Below are 18,110 nucleotides of genomic sequence, written 5' to 3'. Positions count from 1 at the left end.
CTTTGGTCTAATTTTCAACACTTGTAATGGCTTTGCCCTTTTTTTACTCACTTAGATCAGAATGTTAGATAAAGCCGTTGCTTTACTGATTCGAATTCGTATAATTCTTCCCTGTAGCGCGCCCTTAGCTCAGCTGGATAGAGCACGTCCCTTCTAAGGATGTGGTCGTAGGTTCGAATCCTACAGGGCGTGCCATTTATTTAGAGAAACCCGATAGCTCATTGAGTTGTCGGGTTTTTTGCATTCTGGGCTCTAGTATATTTGTGCCTTAGCGGTTCGTCACTTTGTTATTGTTCAAATCAATGATAAAAACAACATTTCTTTTCAAGAGCCTACAAACTGTATCAAGTTATTTCCCCGCAATTGATAGGGTTAAAAGTTCTGGGATATAAAACCAGTGGCTATAACAACTGATACTTAAAATGGACTTTAACCTCAGTAGTACCCAACTCTTCTATCAATTGATTGATAAATGCACTCTAGAGCGAAACTCTGCTCTTACTGATATCCGAAATCACTCCCCTGAACTGGCCCAGAAGGTTGATCAGTTGCTCAAGTGCGCGAACGGCGACTCGGTCATTGACGCGCTAGAAGAACATTTATCTTCAAGTACTCCAATACCCACTTCTTTTGAAGGCGAATACATCGATCGTTATCTCATCGGCCACGAGTTAGGAAGGGGCGGATTCGCATCGGTTTACTACGCCAAACGGCATGATTCACTGTTCCATCATCAGTATGCGATAAAGTTTTTTCACCCCGAAGTCTTGGGGCTTTTAGGAAAGGAGACGCTTTTTTCGGAGGCCCAATTGTTGGCAAGTCTTAGTCACTCCAACATTGCTAAGGTCTATGACGCTGGTATCTATCAAGGTTCCGTATACATAGTGATGGAGTTTGTGGATGGGATCAGTCTGAATCACTACCTGAAAACTCAAGCGCTAAGCTTTGATCAAAAACTGATGTTGTTTCGAGACATCTGTTTAGCCATTGAACATGCGCACCAGAATCGAGTGCTGCATGGTGATCTGAAACCTGAAAATATACTGGTATGCAGAGATGGTACGCCGAAAATTATCGATTTTAACATTGCTCAGAAAGTACAAGGTCTGACTGCCCACTCAAGTGGAGATTCGGAGCATGGCGTGATAGCGCTTACCCGTGCGTATGCTAGCCCAGAGCAGATACAAGGAGAGTCGATTGATAGGCGATCGGATGTCTACGCTCTAGGACGAGTTTTGTATCTGGATATACTTCGAGCTCACCCTCGTGGCGATATTACGAAAGTGGTGGCGTTGGCGACGCATTCCGACCCCAATTGCCGCTATAGCAGAGTGAAAGAGCTCGCCCAAGATATTGAAAATGTTCGCTGTCTGTTCCCTTTGCATCGCGACTCAAGGGTGGGTGTCGAGATAATTAAAAAAACGCTGCTTCGCTCCCCGAGCATAACCATTTTGAACACAGTCGTGTTGTTCACTATGGTCAGCACCATTGTGGCCTTGTCTATGGCAACCCAAGATCTCAATCAACAAAAATTGAATTTGGATACCGTTCTTAATGACGTCACGGCCAGTGTCTACCCACTCAACAATCCGTTTACGGATTGGGAAGTGGTGATGGAAAATCGAGAAGATCAGCGCCGATTGTTGTTAGAGCCTCCCTCTCGTTCTTTTGGCGAATTTAAGATCAGTGAGCAGCCTTCCTCTTTAATCCAATTTGCCAGTGACATTACGATAAATGAGAACCCACTAACTCTGGCCGAGCCAATAAGCTCACCACCGGAGCAATCATATGGAGACATCAATAATGGCGAGAGTCGTTCTGCCGAAGAGGTTCTTTCCTCAAGTGAGTCCGTGGGGTAGAAACAAGTGATTTCAACCGACGATGCACGTATACAAAGCGAGAACCTCACCGAACTCATTGCCAAATGGCAGGTTGGTTGTAAGGTGTCAGAAGCAGAAATATTCCGTTTTGCCTACCGTAGGCTAAAAGAGCTGGCACAACAGCGACGAAAGAAATCTGTCTATGGGGTGAGCGAGGATCTAGACTCAACCAACACCACGGCGTTGATACATGAGTCCTATTTAAAAGTGACTGCGTTAGATAAAGGGACGATTGAGAAAACACGAGACTTTTATCTGATGGCAGCCAAAGCTATGCAGCACATTCTGATCAATCAAGCTTGGGCGAAAAAAGCGGATAAGCGCCAACAAGATCAGTCAATTTCAATGGAACAAGCCCTGTCGATTGAAATTTTACCCATAGAGAGAAGAGTGGCTCTTGAGCAGTCTTTGGTTGAGTTTACTCATCACTATCCGCGTCAATCCAACGTGTTAAAACTCAAATATTATATTGGTCTAAGACACACCGAAATTTGCCAACTTTTGGATTGCAGTTCTAGCTTGGTTGAAAAAGATCTCAAGTTCGCCAAAAGCTGGCTCCACAATAGACTCGCGGCCTAAGTTGATGAAAATGTCTCAATTTATTAATAAATTCATAAAATATTTTACGTTTTTTCTCGTATTCCCTGTGTCTTGTTAATCCGCACTGATACCTCTAAAAATAACGCCGACTTGATGAGGCTGTGGCTCAACACAGCGGTGATTCAAACATTAAAAGGCTTATAAAGGGAATATCAATGAAAAAGCAAGGCTTACTGGCAGCGTCAATTGCAATGGCTCTGGTTGGGTGTGGTTCAGACAGCGATTCGTCGAACGGTCCAACGACGTTTTCGATCACGGCTATTGATGGCTATTTGGCCAATGCCAATGTTTTCGTAGACAGCACACAAGATGGCGTATGTGATCTATCTCAAGGACAAACCGACGACAAAGGTCAAGCAAGCCTGAGCTTAGACCATCGTAATGCAGTTGTCTGTGTGAATGCGGTCGCTGGGCAAACGGTAGATAGCAACCGTGGTCTAGTTCAACATGACTTCACGCTGGCAAATGCGGGCAGCGGCACAATCATCAATCCAATGACGAACATGGTCAACAAGCTTCTTGCTGAAGACTCGGAGCTGACAGTAGCTGACGCTGAGGAACAAGTCGTTGCTGCTATCACTGGTGACGCAGGTCTTGAGGTGTCACAAGCACTTATCTTTGGTGATTACATCGCAGATACCACAGAGCAAGCAGAAGCCCTGAATTTGATTGGCGAAGTGCTGGTCGATCATTCTGACGAAGATATCGAAACCAAGCTGAAGTTGGCTGAAGCTATGGCAGAAGCAACACAAGAGATCATTGAAGACGATAACCAAACGCTTGATGATTACTCGCCAATTGTTGATATTCCACAGAATGGTGGAGATATCACCGTGACGCCAAACACCCGACCAAAAGTTGTCGGTACCACGGAACCCGTTGAATTAACGCTGGGTGAAGCTTGGGAACCATACGATGTCAGCGATAAATTCGAAGATGCTGAAGATGATCAAATGACCTTCACTATGATGGTCGTTGACGGTGATGGTAATAATGGCCTGTCTATCGACTCGGAAACAGGCATGATTACGGGTGAAGCAGAGGGTGCCGGCAGCTTTGTTTACCATATCTTTGCAACCGATGAGCACGATGCACGCTCATACCCACTGACCTTTGAAGTAACCGTGTTGACGGATAACCAGCCTCCAGTTGTCGATGAGGGCGAGCTTGCAAACTTGCAGTCGACGATGAATACATGGATGCTGACAGAAGGCGAGTTGTTGACGGATACGCTTGATGTAAGCGCGCTGTTCACAGACCAAGATGGTGACGCCCTAACTTACAAGGTAGAAACGACGCTATCAACAGCGGCTCGCACAGGTTTCAACGCTCTAGTAAGCGAAGAGGGTGTGGTGAGTTTCTCTGGTTTACTTCCACGCTCAGCAGCAGCTGGTGCAGAAACACTGACGGTTTCAGTCAATGATGGTGTAAACAGTGAATGGGTCGAGGCAACTCTAAGCTTCCCGATTATCGAAGAAGCACCGCTACCACCGGGCGATACACATCCGCTAGAAGACAACACTTGGTACTTTCTAGAGCGAGGCTCTAACGGTACAAACTACGCTCAAGTGTGGTGTGACACCGTGCGCTTTGAAGATGGTGAGATCTTCTACAATGATCGTGACCTAAGCAATAAGACAGAATGTACAACAGAGGCGACGCTAAAAGTGGGAACTTATGTTGTCGAAGGTGACACTTTGGTCGGTTCATTTGTCGATGACGACGAAGTGATGACCATGAGTTACGACCTAACCAATGATTATGATAGTAACTTAATCTCACAGGGCGCCCTGACTATGCTCTGGACTGAGGATGGTGAATCTAGTCGTTATGTTGGCTTTAGTAACAAAGCTGATGCAGAAAAGCGCATCCAAGTGAAATCAAGTGATGGTCCTGAGTTAAGAGATGCTTATCTCTACTGGCCTGGTGAACAAGATCACCAATACGAATTAATTTCGACGTCACTACAGATGAATACAGCCGAGCTTTCACCTGGTCATTCACATGACTATATCAAGGTGTGGATGAATGGGATTAGCTGTGATGGACTGTTGACCTCGCACAATGGCGATGCGGCTATTTTTGAACGATTCACTGTGACATCGGAGTCGCTTTCTGCCGACAGTGGTTACAGCTTGTCCCCATATTTTTGTGATGTAGTAGAAGAGGATGGGGCACCGAATGCGGTACTTTCTTTCCTATTCGGACTACAAGATAGTCACTCACTTGAGTTAGACGAGACTTACAGCATCATTGGCAAAATCAGTGATGACTGGAGCGAGTACATTACTGATTTGAACTTCAATATGGTGTGGGATGGTTCGTCGAACGACGACTAATCTGAGATTAGATTGACGCATATAGTACAAAGTCTGTGAATCAAAGACTGTAAAACAAGGAAGCCTAGCAATAGGCTTCCTTTTTTATTTTTCGATAAACTGACAATTGTTCCCTATTTGGGGTTTACATCATTTGGTAATAAAGCCACTATGAATCCACGAAGAATAGACAAGTAAAGCCGCTAGGAAGAAGGTTTACTTACCCAAACCGCTCACTAGCTGCTAATTCAGAGGAAGCAATGGCAGGAAACAGTATCGGACAACACTTTCGAGTGACCACATTCGGAGAGAGTCACGGTATCGCACTAGGATGTATCGTAGACGGGTGCCCACCAGGATTACAAATTACCGAAGAAGATCTGCAGAAAGATCTGGACCGTCGTCGTCCGGGTACTTCTCGCTATACCACAGCTCGCCGTGAAGCGGATGAAGTAAAGATCTTATCGGGTGTTTTTGAAGGTCAAACCACGGGTACATCTATTGGTCTACTGATTGAAAATACAGACCAACGCTCTAAAGACTATTCAGAAATTAAAGACAAGTTCCGTCCGGGTCATGCGGATTACACATACCATCAGAAATATGGTGTGCGTGACTACCGTGGTGGCGGTCGCTCTTCTGCACGTGAAACCGCAATGCGTGTTGCAGCGGGTGCAATTGCGAAGAAATATCTTAAGCAAGAGTTCGGTGTTGAGATTCAAGCATACCTATCTCAGATGGGCGATATCGCTATCGAGAAGGTAGATTGGAACGAAATCGAGAACAACGCGTTCTTCTGCCCAGACGCAGACAAAGTGCCAGAATTCGATCAGATGATTCGTGATCTTCTTAAAGAAGGTAACTCGATTGGTGCGAAGATCCAAGTTGTGGCGAAGCAAGTGCCAGTCGGCCTTGGCGAGCCAATCTTTGATCGTCTAGACGCTGACATCGCGCACGCGCTAATGAGCATCAACGCAGTGAAAGGTGTTGAGATTGGCGATGGCTTTGATGTCGTTAACCAAAAGGGCAGTGAGCACCGCGACCCACTAACGCCAGAAGGGTTCACAAGTAATCACGCTGGTGGCATCTTGGGTGGTATTTCAACGGGCCAAGATATCGTAGCAAGCATTGCGCTTAAGCCTACATCAAGTATCACAGTACCGGGCGACACCATCACAAAAGATGGCGAACCGACTCAGCTAATCACTAAAGGTCGTCACGATCCATGTGTTGGTATTCGTGCAGTGCCAATTGCAGAAGCTATGTTAGCGATTGTATTGCTTGATCACCTATTGCGTCATCGTGGACAAAACCACGGCGTGACAACTAATACACCTCAGATCTAACGGCTGAGTGTATTGAGAATTGATAAAAAAAGGGTTGCTTCCTGTTGGAGCAACCTTTTTTGTTTTCTCGTTAAAGCGTAATACTAAATTAATGCACAGAGCTTTCTGGATCTAGGTGGAACGATGGTAGACGCCACTTAAAGCGCACGGCTGCCATTCGTAATAGATAACCAACAACCAGTGTTGAGATGGTTGCTGTTACATCGTTAATACCAAACTCAAGTAATGCGAGGTATAGGCCTGATGCGATAAGAGCAATAGACGCGTAAAGTTCTTCATGCAGCACTAGCGGTGTTTGGCGACAGATAAGATCGCGAAGCAGACCACCAAAGACACCTGTAACCAGTGCAGACACCATACAGATCATTGGGTGCAAGCCCATGTTCATTGCCACTTTCGTGCCGATGATGCTAAATACGATCAAGCCAAGCGCGTCTAAACGAATAAACAAGCCTTTGAGTTTAATCACCCACTTTGCAAGACCCGTAGTGATGACGCCCGCAATGCACGTAATAGCAAGAAACTCGGGGTTTTCTACCCAACCTAGAGGGTAGTGTCCAAGTAGAATGTCTCGCACGGTACCGCCACCGATTGCGGTCGCACTTGCAACCAGCATGACGCCAAACCAATCCATTTTTTGTTTGCCAGCGCTGAGAGCGCCAGTCATGGCTTCTGCCGTGATGCCAATGATATACAAAACACTTAGTAGCATTGCTGTAACTCTATAATTTAGGTCTATAAAATGGCAATTTATAGGCCGTGAGATATAAAAATGAAGCGCGAGTTTAGTGCGAAAAGTCACATTTTACGAATGAATATTTGTACCGTGAACAGGTATTTCAGATTAGCTAAACTAATCCTTCACCGTAAAGTGGTGTAATCTGGGAGTGGCAATCGATTATCATGCTTAGGAGATGGGTTTAGTATAATGACATTGCGTTGAATAGGGCTTTACCGAGCGCCGAAAAAACCGCAAAATGCGCCTGTAATTCTTATTTAGTTTTAATCTTATGACGCACCAATACCCAGACATCATCAATATCTTCAATCAAACCTTTTTCGAGAGCTTCAATACCAAGCTAGAGCTGGGTGAAGATGAGCCGATTTACCTGCCTGCTGATGACGATATTCCTCATCATCGTATCGTTTTTGCGCGTGGTTTCTATGCGTCTGCTTTGCACGAAATCGCCCACTGGTGTGTGGCTGGCCCAGAGCGTCGTCTATTGGAGGACTTTGGCTATTGGTATGAGCCTGATGGTCGTACTGAAGCTGTGCAAGCGGAATTTGAGAAGGTAGAAATTCGACCTCAAGCATACGAATGGATCTTGGCATTGAGCGCGGGCTTTCCTTTTAATGTCAGCTGTGACAATCTACACGGCGATTTTGAGCCAGATCGTTTGGCCTTTATGCAAAAGGTTCATAACGAAGTAATGGGTATTTTAGAAGTTGGCCTGCCACCGCGCGTGAAAATGCTGTCAGAGGCGTTGCGAGACTTCTACAACATCACACCATTATCGGCTAACCAATTTATTGTGAAATAAGAGAAAACTATGATTATCGAATTTGAAGAAAAACTACTTGAAGTAATTGATGCGCGTATCGAAAACGCATCAGACGATGAACTGTTTGCTGGTGGTTACTTACGTGGTCATATTTCTCTTTCAGTGGCTTCATGTGAAGAAGAAGGCATTGAAGATATTGCTGAAGTGAAAGTGCGTATCGAGCAAAGCCTAGAAGAGGCACGTTCAGAACTAACACCAGCTGATCGCACTATTGTAAATGACCTATGGGTTGAGCTACAAAACCTCGCTTAATACCTCTCCAGTGTGTGCTCATTTTCTCTTCCCTATCGCATACACTGAGCTGAAAGCAGACTTATTCGAATTATTTGAATAAGTCTGTACAAATCTTGTGATTGTTCCATTTTCTGTCTAGGTTAATCTAACACCACTTACCGAGATTAACGAAAGGACATCATCATGAAAGTTATCGCATTTGGCGCAAGCACCAGCTCTACTTCTATCAATAAAGCTCTAGCAACTTACGCAGCTAACTTGATTGAAGGAGCCGAAGTAAAAATCTTAGACCTTAACGACTATCAAGTTCCAATGTTCAGTGAAGATACTGAAAAAGAGATTGGCCAAGCAGAAGGCGCTCAAGCATTCTTGCGTGACCTAGCTGAAGCGGATGCTTACGTTATCTCTTTCGCTGAGCACAATGGCCATCACCCTGCAGCATTCAAAAACCTATTTGACTGGGCAACACGAATTGAACGCTCTGTGTATGGCGAAAAACCAGCGGTATACCTAGCGACGTCTCCAGGCCCTGGCGGTGCACAGAATGTCCTTGGCGCAGCGACGGGTTCAGCACCTTATTTCGGTGGCAATGTGAAGGCATCGGTTTCTGTACCAAGCTTCTACGATAACTTTGATTTTGAGACCGGCGGCATCAGCAATGATGAGATCGCAACTCAAATTAAAGATGCGATAGCCAAGCTGTAAGTCATACTTACTAGAAATTAAAAAAGCCCAAGCTTTTAACGAAGCTTGGGCTTTTTGCTATGTCCATTCTCACTCTCTGTTGTGAGCGACTTACTGGTTGCGGCCTGCCTGCTTATCGGCAACCCAACCTGCGGTCAATGCTTTGCCTTTACGCAACCTTCTTACCCACATACGGCTTGGGTGAATGGCTTCAAGTACATCTGCGGGAAGTGGCATTGGGTCACCACAGATTTGTGAAGCTAAAATCTCTGCGAGCAATGGCGCTGAACTTAAACCGCGCGAGCCTAAGCCAATAAAACAGTAGAGGTTAGGGTAGCTCGCAACGGTATCTACGCTGCTGAGTTCATCACGCTGCGGGTTGAAGTTATGCAGGTTCTGGTATTGAGCTTTAATGGCTTCAAAATTACCAACATTGCCAACAAATGGCAGGTGGTCGCGACTCACACTACGAATGCCTTGGCGCGATAGGTTACCAGTAGTGTCGACATCTTGAGTCCAAGCTTGGTCTGGCAGCGAGCCATGTAGGCGTTCGCCATTATGCTTTTGAACCTCAGCATCAAACTCTTGGTTGATATTGGTTTTATCGTAGTTTGCGCCAATGCAGTGACGACCGTTGTTAGGGTTCTGTGGTGTCATGTAACCATCGAAGCAGAGTACGGTTTTGAGCTTACTTAGATTCTCAGTGGTTGGGATATGACTCACTTGGCCTTTAACCGGTGTAAGTGGCACTGGTGCAGTTTGCTCAAACTGAGTAAATTTATGCCCGTTAGCAACCACCACTTGGCTATGTTGTTTAGTGATTTCGCCCTGTGGCGTGTCGATGGTTAGCTGCCATTTATTCTCAGCATCGAGCCATTCTAACTTGGTTACTTGATGCTGATAGTGAGCTTGAACGAGACCATTTGCTTCCAACTGAGCGATCAGGCCTTGCGTAAGCTGGCGCGGACTTAACCAACCACCTAGTGGGAAGTAAACACTCTCTTTATCAACAGGTAAGCCAATCTTTTCGTTCGCTTGCTCTGGAGAAAGGCGTTGAATGAGGTCTGTATGGAAATTGCCTTCCAACATTCGGTTGAGCTTTTTGGTTGAAGCTTCGTCCCACATCAAAATGTTCACGCCACACCAATCATGATCAAACTCTACCGATTGCGCTGCTTGGCCGATGAACTGACGAGCAAACAGTAACCCCGGGCCAAATACTCGCGATACATTAGAGCGTGTTTCACTCAGTAGCGGGTAGATTGCGCCTTGGTGGTTCCCCGAGGCATTCTCGGCAGGCTGTGCGTGTTCACAGTAGAGTGATACGTGTTTTCCGCGACGAGTCAGCGTTTTCGCGAGGGAAGCACTCGCTACACCGCCACCAATGATCGCAATATCGTCCGCTTGGCTATGAGGTGCTAGGCCAAACCATGGTTTGATGTTAGTAAAAGCTTGTTTCTCGGTTAGGCGACCCGCAATCATCTCGCGCTTAGTGCCAAAGCCTTTGACTTTCTTCATTTCAAAGCCTGCTTCAATCAGACCACGACGTACAAAGCCTGCTGCTGTAAAGGTTGCGCAGCTGCAATCTTGTTTCGCCAGTTTTGCCATGCCATTGAAGAGGTTCTGATTCCACATCTCTGGGTTCTTGCTTGGTGCAAAACCATCAAGGAACCAAGCGTCGACTAACCCATGCTCTGGGGTCGGGACAAGTGGCATGCAGTCTTTAATATCACCAAACCATAAATCGAGGGTAATTTTGCCATCACCGAGTACAATTCGGTGACATTCCGGCACTGCTATCGGATAGTGCTCTTGAAGCTGAGCTGCATATTCAGCAAGTTCTGGCCAAGCTTGATGCGCTTTGATGAGATCGTCTTTATTTAACGGGTATTTCTCAAAACTGATGAAATGTAACTCTTTGGTAATGGCTTGTGGGTTATCTTTTAGGAATGCGTCAAACCACTGCCAAACCGCAAGGAAGTTTAGGCCAGTACCAAAGCCAGTTTCTGCAATTACAAAGCGGCGTTGGTCGTGTTCTAGCCAGCGCTCTGGAAGGTGGTTTTGTTTTAAGAACACGTAACGAGTCTCTTCTAAACCGTTCACGTTTGAGAAGTAAACGTCGTCGAATTGGTCGGAAACTGGCGTGCCAGACTCGTTCCAATCCAGTTCAGCGTTAGTAATTGAAGTCATAAAATCTATCATTTTGTGATTTGAAGCGATATGTTGATAGGGATTGTACGAATTTCTAGGAAAGCTGACCACTTTTGTTGGCCTTCTTGGTTATCATCTAGCTGAATTTTGAATTATAGGAATGTCACATGAAACGAGTCGTAATCACCGGTATGGGTATTGTTTCAAGTATCGGTAACAACGTCGAAGAAGTTTTAGCATCATTAAAAGCGGGTAAATCAGGTATTACCGCTTCAGAGCAGTTCAAGGAACAAGGCCTTCGCTCTCAAGTTTGGGGTAACCTAAAAATGAACCCAGCTGACCATATCGATCGCAAAAAAATGCGCTTTATGGGTGATGCAGCGGCATTTGCATACCTTTCAATGGAACAAGCAATCGCAGACTCTGGCCTAACAGAAGACCAAGTATCAAACGACCGTACAGGTATCGTTGCTGGTTCTGGTGGTGCTTCGTCTCTAAACCAAGTAAACGCGGTTGATATCCTGCGTGAAAAAGGCGTTAAGCGTGTTGGTCCTTACATGGTTCCACGTACAATGGCGTCAACGGTTTCTGCTTGTCTAGCGACTCCTTTCAAAATCCGTGGTGTGAACTACTCAATGAGCTCTGCATGTGCGACATCAGCACACTGTATTGGTCATGCAATGGAACTTATTCAACTGGGTAAACAAGACGTAGTATTCGCTGGTGGCGGTGAAGAACTAGATTGGTCTCTGACTATGATGTTCGACGCGATGGGCGCACTATCGACTAAATACAATGACACTCCAGAGCAAGCATCTCGTACCTATGATGCAGACCGTGACGGTTTCGTAATCTCTGGTGGCGGCGGCATGCTAGTTATCGAAGAACTTGAGCACGCTGTTGCTCGTGGCGCGAAAATCTACGGTGAGATCGTAGGCTACGGCGCAACTTCAGATGGCTACGACATGGTTGCTCCTTCTGGTGAAGGCGCGGTTCGCTGTATGAAGATGGCAATGCAAAACGTTGATGGCGTTGACTACGTGAACACACACGGTACTTCAACTCCAGTTGGTGACGTGAAAGAGCTAGGCGCTATCCAAGAAGTATTTGGTGGTAATAGTCCTGCAATTTCAGCAACTAAAGCGATGACAGGTCACGCTCTAGGTGCAGCTGGTGTACACGAAGCGATTTACTCAACACTGATGCTAGACAATGGTTTCATTGCGCCAAGCATTAACGTTGCAAACCTAGACGAAGCTGCAGCTGGCCTAGACATCGTAACTGAAGCTCGTGAGCAAGAACTAACAACAGTAATGTCGAACAGCTTTGGCTTCGGCGGTACTAACGCAACACTAGTGATCAAGAAGTACCAAGACTAAGTCTTTACTTCCATCACACATAAACAGAATAGGTCTGTCGATAGACATATAGATTACTAGATTTATAGGTTTCCAGAGCTTGATCAGTACTGGCTTTGGTTAGTCACTGATCGAACAGACGCAGACTCTGTCTCCTGGAGAGCGAGACAGGATCCTTTTGTTCTGGGTATTGCCCGATTGTTTATTCAATCGGGCATTTTTCTTTTAGAGCGTCCTAAACGTCGCAAGCTGAGGTCGTTTCTCTATTTACCCTCGACAGCCGCTGTCTAATTTTGCACAATCATTTCAATCCTCATTTTAGGTCGATGGACCGTAACTAAAGTACCCGCGTAATGAAAATCTTAATCGATGAAAATATGCCATATGCTGAAGATCTATTTAGTCAGCTGGGCGAAGTGATTTTAAAGTCAGGCCGTACACTTACCGCTGATGATCTTGTAGACGTTGATGCATTAATGATTCGCTCTGTAACTAAAGTGAATGAGTCACTGATCAGTAAAGCCAACAAGCTGAAGTTCGTTGGTACCGCGACCGCTGGTATGGACCATGTTGATCAGGAACTGATGAAAGAGCGTGGTATTTTCTTCACAGCAGCACCGGGCTGTAACAAAGTGGGTGTGGCTGAGTATGTGTTTAGCTCGATGATGGTATTGGCTCAGCAACAAGGCTTCTCTGTATTCGACAAAACAGTGGGCATTATCGGTTGTGGTCAAGTGGGTAGCTACCTTGCGAAGTGCCTAGAAGGTATCGGTATTAAGGTGCTTTTGAACGATCCTCTGAAACAGCAAGAGGGTGACACTCGCCAGTTCACCGAGCTTGAGACGCTACTTGAGCAAGCTGACATCATTACTACGCATACGCCAATTACCAAAACGGGTGATTTCCCAACGCATCACTTGATCAATGAAATGGTGCTGAACAACTTCCGTGCAGATCAGATTCTGATTAACGCGGCGCGTGGCCCTGTGGTGGATAACCAAGCATTGAAAACTCGCCTGCAGAAGGCCGATGGCTTCACTGCGGTACTGGACGTATTTGAGTTCGAACCAGAAGTGGATATGGAATTGCTTCCTTTGCTTGCGTTCGCGACACCGCATGTTGCTGGCTATGGTTTAGAGGGTAAAGCACGTGGTACCACTATGATTTTTAACAGCTATTGTGAGTTCTTGGGCCGAGAAGAGCGTGCGTATGCGAGTGACTTATTGCCAACAGCGCCAGTGCCACAAATGAAATTAGATAGAGCATGGGACGAAGCAACACTGCACAATTTGACTCAGTTGATCTATGATGTGCGCAAAGACGACGCCTTATTCCGTCGTAATATTGCTACGCCGGGCTCTTTTGACCGTATGCGTAAAGAATATTGGGACCGCAGAGAATACAGTGCAGTCGAACTAACGGGTGATGAATCATGTAATTTAGCGCCGTTAGCGAAACTCGGTTTTATGGTAAAGCCAACTTTATAAAAGAGAGAAACAATGAGCCAAGAATTTAATATTGCTGTTTTGGGTGCGACGGGTGCGGTTGGCGAAACCATTATCGAAGTACTTGAAGAGCGTAAATTCCCTGTCGGTGAACTGCACTTACTAGCAAGTGAACGTAGTGAAGGCAAAACCTACCGTTTCAATGGTAAAACGGTAAAAGTGCAGAATGTGGAAGACTTTGATTGGTCTCAAGTGCACATCGCATTTTTCTCTGCTGGTGGCGACCTGTCTGAGAAGTGGGCTCCGATTGCAGCTGACGAAGGCGTGGTTGTTATCGATAACACCTCTAAGTTCCGCTACGAGTACGATGTTCCTCTGGTTGTTCCTGAAGTGAACCCAGAAGCGATCGCAGAGTTCCGTAACCGCAACATCATTGCAAACCCAAACTGCTCAACGATTCAAATGGTTGTCGCACTTAAACCGATTCACGATGAAGTAGGCCTGGAGCGTATCAACGTTTCAACTTACCAATCTGTATCAGGTGCAGGCAAACCGGGTATCGATGAGCTAGCGGGTCAAACGGCGAAGCTTCTAAACGGCATGCCAGCAGAAAACTCAGCGTTCCCACAACAGATCGCATTCAACTGTATCCCACAGATTGACGAGTTCACAGAAAACGGCTACACCCGTGAAGAGATGAAGATGGTTTGGGAAACTCAAAAAATCTTTGCTGACTCTTCAATCACAGTGAACCCAACGTGTGTTCGCGTGCCGGTATTCTACGGTCACGCCGAATCTCTACACATTGAAACACGCTCTCCAATCGGTGCAGAACAAGTGGTTCAATTGCTAGAGAACACAGAAGGCGTTGAAGTGTTCCACGGTGCAGAGTTCCCAACTCAAGTTCGTGACGCGGGCGGTAAAGACCATGTAATGGTGGGTCGTATTCGCGGTGATATCAGTCACCACAGTGGCGTTAATATGTGGGTTGTTGCTGACAACGTTCGTAAAGGCGCAGCGACCAACGCAGTTCAAATCGGTGAAGTACTGATTCGCGATTACTTCTAATCGACGCTGCTACTGTTTATTGAAGCCTCACTCATTAGTGGGGCTTTTTTAATCAATCAAAAATACATCCCTGAAAATTGTGTGAAATTGCTGCGAATATTGTCGTCGCAACACATTTTTTGTTTTCATCCCTATAGTTTTGCTCCTGTTATCCGATATATTTAGTAGATCGTTATTTTTCCGAATTTAAGCACCTAACTGAGCCTTTTATGTTTCAAATTTTCAAGCAGTGGTGGATGCCTTTAGCGTTTGTCATTGCGACTCAGATTTCCGTAGTTCGTGCAGATACTATTCGAGTAGTTGGCCCCGATGGACAAATCAAATCCTCGCCAACATTCTCAGAGCCAGTTCGCGCTCAGTCACTCAATCAAGCGGATGAGCCTTCTCGATTTTATGGACCAACCAATGGCAACGAAACCTTGTGGTCTATTGCATCTCGACTACGCCCTGATAACTCAGTGTCAGTGCAGCAAACGCTTTTGGCGATCTACCGATTAAACCCTCAGGCTTTTGAAAATCAAAACATCCACAGTTTGGTACCATCAAGCTATTTGCGTGTGCCGTCTTTAGAGCAGGCTCGTGCAAGTTCAACGCAGCAAGCGATCCGCATTATGGACTCGCACCAAGCTAAGCTGAACGCAGCATCTAGCCAGCCAGTCGCTCCCGCTAAACCTGAAGTAGCAAAGACACCAAAACCAGCTCCAGTCGTAAAACCAGAAAAGGTTGAACCCAAGGTAACGACTGAGACCAAACCTACAGCGTCATCAAAGCCTATGGTGTCGCCACAAGAAAACGAAGTTAACCTGCTCGAAAAGCAGCTAGAGATGTCAGAGTCTGAGCTGCTATCGCTTGAAGAGAAGAATCATCAGCTGCGCCTGATGCTGTCGAACGTTCAATCTGAAGTCGAAGTACTAAAAACAGAGCTGAGCGATGAAGACCGCATTCGCAACGAAGTAGAAAAACTGCTTGAAGAAGAGCGTCAGAAAAACGCTGAAATTGAGAAAATGGCGCCAAGCACCATGGACCAACTGTTATCAAACGGTTGGTTGGTTGCGGCTATGGCCATTATCCCGGGACTGCTTATCGGCTTAATCATTGTTCTACTCATGGGCAGAAAGTCGAAGAAAGAAGAGCCTGAGCAAGCGGCGCAAGAATCGAATAATCTGCCAGAGCAAAGCAATGTTGTGCCAATGCCACTTGATCAAGAGATGGCTGAGCTTGATAACGAGCTTTCTCTTGAGGATGAGCTGTTTGGTGCCGACGATGATACCGAAAAGCTGTTTGACGATGAGAATACCAATGAGCAAGACGATGTCTTTGCTGGCTTAGACGACGCTGATCTTGATTTCAACCTTGATGGTGAAGATGACGACCCATTTGCGGGTATCGGTGATGACGGCGATCTAGATGGAAACTTCGACGATATCGATCTGGATAGCAATAACGGCATCAGCGTCAACGGTGAAGAGAAAGCGCTAGGCTTAGAAGAGATGGAGCGTGCACTCGACGAAACCGTAGAGAGCGCACTCGATTCAGATGAAGGTGATTTCGATCTCTCTGATGATAACCCAATGTCAGCAGATGATATTGAAGCTTTACTATCTCAAGACGCTCAAACTGAAGATCTCGGCTCAAGCGAGCTGGATCAGTCGATGCTTGATGATCTATTTGCATCCACCGACGATGATGACGATAGTTTCGACCTTGATACGTTAATGTCGGAAGATGATAAGCCTGCGACACCGGGTGTGAGTGATGATTTCGATATCGATGCTCTGATCTCGGAGCAACAGTCTGACACGACGACTGAGCCTACAGATCTGTCTGATGACTTTGACATCGACGCGCTGATTTCGGAACAGCAAGACTCTACAGCGCCGTCTTCAGACGCGAGTGATGACTTTGATATTGATACCCTGATCTCTGAGCAACAAACATCAGAGTCAGAAGCGCCGACGAGCAACGATGATATCGACGATATCTTTGCGCAAGCGACTCAACAACTTGAAACACCAGCAGAGGAAGAGCCATCATTCAATCTTGACGATGATGATCTGACATCGCAATTTACCAATGAACTGGCTTCTGACGACGACATCGAAAGCATTTTGTCTAAGTTTGACCAACCCGTGCCAGAAGGCGAAGAGTTGATTGGTGATGACCTGCTTGATTCAGCGGTTGAAACACCATCTGAAGAGAGCACGGACTTACTCGATGAGCTGTTGGATGGTGACGATGTTGATCTAAGTAACTCGACGGATCTTCTTGATGAGATGCTAGGAGACGATGATGCGAACGCTGAGTCGGAGCAAGAACACCTCGACCTTGATCCTCTTAATGAGTTAGAAGAGCTATCAGGCCTATCTGAAGAGAACGAAGACGACTTCACTCTAGATGAAAGCAGCACTGATCTGTTAGATGACTTCTTAGACGATGACGACAGCTCGCTCTCGCTTGAAGATGACGAAACACTGGATGAACTGCTGAGTAATGATTTCTCAGAATCTGCATTATCTGACGATCAGAGTGATGAAGAATCAGCATCACTGGACCCGTTTGATGATCTGCTGACTAGTGGTATTGACGATTTGGATTCAGCGCAAGAATCAGAGTTAGCCAAAGAAGCAGAGCCTGCACAAATGCCAGAGCCAGAAGCTGTTACAACTGAAGAGGTGAGCTTTGAGCAATCACTGTCTTCGGCACTTGAAGAGACATCTGAGACAACTGATAAGGTAGAGCCGGCTTCACAAGATGTTGACTCATTTGAAGAGCAGCAAGAGCCTGAACTTAGCCAAGAGCCTCAAGTTGAAGCTGAGCCTATCGCACCAGAAGCGCTGCAGACAGACAACGATGTCGACGTTCAAGATGAAGTAGTGCCGCCAAGTGAGCCTGCGAACAAAGATTTCAATCGCAATGATTTCATGGATGACATGTTTGATATTGCGCCTCAGGCAGACGCACTGTTTGATGAGCATAATACTCAAGAGCCTATGGTTGAATCTGATGATACGAGCTCAGATTCACCGCAAGCTAGCACCTCGGAGCAAACTGAACCGCTTGAAGAGCTACAAGGTGAGCTGGAACAACAAAGTGAATCAGCCGAAGAAGTGTCACCTGAGTTAAACAAACAGTCAGGTGATTTAGAAGAGGTTGAGTCTCTGCTGTCTCAACAAGAGCCGGACCTTGTACCGACTCAAAATGATCTGGAGCGAGCGCTGGCTCCTGAACAAGATACGTTGACTTCGATGCTTGAAGACGACATCGACCCATTTGAACAAGTAGAAGCATCGCCACAGCAAGCCACCGAAGAGCAAGTTGAACTAGAGGATGATTGGCTCTCTTGTGCGATCGATGATGTTGAATCTCCACAAGAGATGGACTCGGACTTTGACTTTTTGCCACAAATTGAGGCTAGCGAACCTCAATTAGATGTGGATGAATCCTTGCCAGAGCCAGAGCCAGAG

13 protein-coding genes and 1 tRNA gene are annotated in these 18,110 nt (G+C 46.1%); 12 read left to right on the top strand and 2 right to left on the bottom strand.

Annotation, left to right across the window (positions count from 1 at the left end):
- Window positions 1-118: 118 nt before the first annotated feature.
- The 5 genes from KI655_RS21030 to aroC all read left to right on the top strand — a co-directional run bounded on the left by KI655_RS21030 (window position 119) and on the right by aroC (window position 6,144).
- A tRNA-Arg gene (locus tag KI655_RS21030) sits at window positions 119-195 on the top strand.
- Window positions 196-422: 227 nt separating this feature from the next.
- Entirely contained in the window at window positions 423-1,859 is a 1,437-nt protein-coding gene (locus KI655_RS21025) for a serine/threonine-protein kinase (protein ID WP_285408416.1), read from the top strand.
- A gap of 6 nt (window positions 1,860-1,865) precedes the next feature.
- Complete coding sequence (locus KI655_RS21020; protein WP_285408414.1) at window positions 1,866-2,459, top strand: ECF-type sigma factor; 594 nt, start codon at window positions 1,866-1,868, stop codon at window positions 2,457-2,459.
- Between the two features lie 176 nt (window positions 2,460-2,635).
- Window positions 2,636-4,819 (top strand): hypothetical protein, encoded by a 2,184-nt coding sequence (locus tag KI655_RS21015; RefSeq protein ID WP_285408413.1) that lies wholly within the window; start codon window positions 2,636-2,638, stop codon window positions 4,817-4,819.
- A gap of 239 nt (window positions 4,820-5,058) precedes the next feature.
- Window positions 5,059-6,144 carry a chorismate synthase gene (gene aroC / locus KI655_RS21010; protein WP_285408412.1) on the top strand — a complete coding sequence of 362 codons (1,086 nt, stop codon included), beginning with the start codon at window positions 5,059-5,061 and terminating at the stop codon, window positions 6,142-6,144.
- Window positions 6,145-6,232: 88 nt separating this feature from the next.
- Here the strand turns inward: aroC and KI655_RS21005 are convergent, their stop codons facing one another.
- Entirely contained in the window at window positions 6,233-6,856 is a 624-nt protein-coding gene (locus KI655_RS21005; RefSeq protein WP_285408410.1) for a trimeric intracellular cation channel family protein, read from the bottom strand.
- A gap of 298 nt (window positions 6,857-7,154) precedes the next feature.
- Here KI655_RS21005 and KI655_RS21000 point away from each other — a divergent pair, with 298 nt between their 5' ends.
- The 3 genes from KI655_RS21000 (at window position 7,155) to KI655_RS20990 (ending at window position 8,645) form a co-directional block, all read left to right on the top strand.
- Entirely contained in the window at window positions 7,155-7,685 is a 531-nt protein-coding gene (locus KI655_RS21000) for an elongation factor P hydroxylase (protein WP_285408408.1), read from the top strand.
- 9 nt (window positions 7,686-7,694) lie between these two features.
- Window positions 7,695-7,958, top strand: a complete 264-nt coding sequence (locus tag KI655_RS20995) for a YfcL family protein (RefSeq protein ID WP_285408407.1) — start codon at window positions 7,695-7,697, stop codon at window positions 7,956-7,958.
- A 165-nt stretch (window positions 7,959-8,123) separates the two neighbouring features.
- A complete protein-coding gene (locus KI655_RS20990; RefSeq protein WP_285408405.1) occupies window positions 8,124-8,645 on the top strand; it encodes an NADPH-dependent FMN reductase in 522 nt (173 codons plus the stop codon).
- A 90-nt stretch (window positions 8,646-8,735) separates the two neighbouring features.
- Here KI655_RS20990 and mnmC read toward each other — a convergent pair whose 3' ends face one another.
- Window positions 8,736-10,886: a bifunctional tRNA (5-methylaminomethyl-2-thiouridine)(34)-methyltransferase MnmD/FAD-dependent 5-carboxymethylaminomethyl-2-thiouridine(34) oxidoreductase MnmC gene (mnmC, locus tag KI655_RS20985; protein ID WP_285408404.1), complete on the bottom strand. Its 2,151-nt coding sequence runs from the start codon at window positions 10,884-10,886 to the stop codon at window positions 8,736-8,738.
- 56 nt (window positions 10,887-10,942) lie between these two features.
- On the opposite strand from mnmC, the gene fabB reads away from it, so the two are divergent.
- The 4 genes from fabB to KI655_RS20965 all read left to right on the top strand — a co-directional run.
- Complete coding sequence (fabB, locus tag KI655_RS20980; RefSeq protein WP_285408402.1) at window positions 10,943-12,154, top strand: beta-ketoacyl-ACP synthase I; 1,212 nt, start codon at window positions 10,943-10,945, stop codon at window positions 12,152-12,154.
- 332 nt (window positions 12,155-12,486) lie between these two features.
- Complete coding sequence (locus KI655_RS20975) at window positions 12,487-13,620, top strand: 4-phosphoerythronate dehydrogenase (protein WP_285408401.1); 1,134 nt, start codon at window positions 12,487-12,489, stop codon at window positions 13,618-13,620.
- Window positions 13,621-13,632: 12 nt separating this feature from the next.
- A complete protein-coding gene (locus KI655_RS20970) occupies window positions 13,633-14,646 on the top strand; it encodes an aspartate-semialdehyde dehydrogenase (RefSeq protein WP_285408399.1) in 1,014 nt (337 codons plus the stop codon).
- Window positions 14,647-14,855: 209 nt separating this feature from the next.
- Window positions 14,856-18,110: FimV/HubP family polar landmark protein (locus tag KI655_RS20965; RefSeq protein WP_285408397.1), on the top strand; the 3,255-nt coding region annotated here is incomplete at its 3' end.

Origin of the sequence: Vibrio sp. D404a (assembly GCF_030248535.1) — a bacterium.
GTDB lineage: Bacteria > Pseudomonadota > Gammaproteobacteria > Enterobacterales > Vibrionaceae > Vibrio.
The sequence above is the reverse complement of the archived record's forward strand: the minus strand, read 5'-3'. Positions and strand labels throughout refer to the sequence as shown.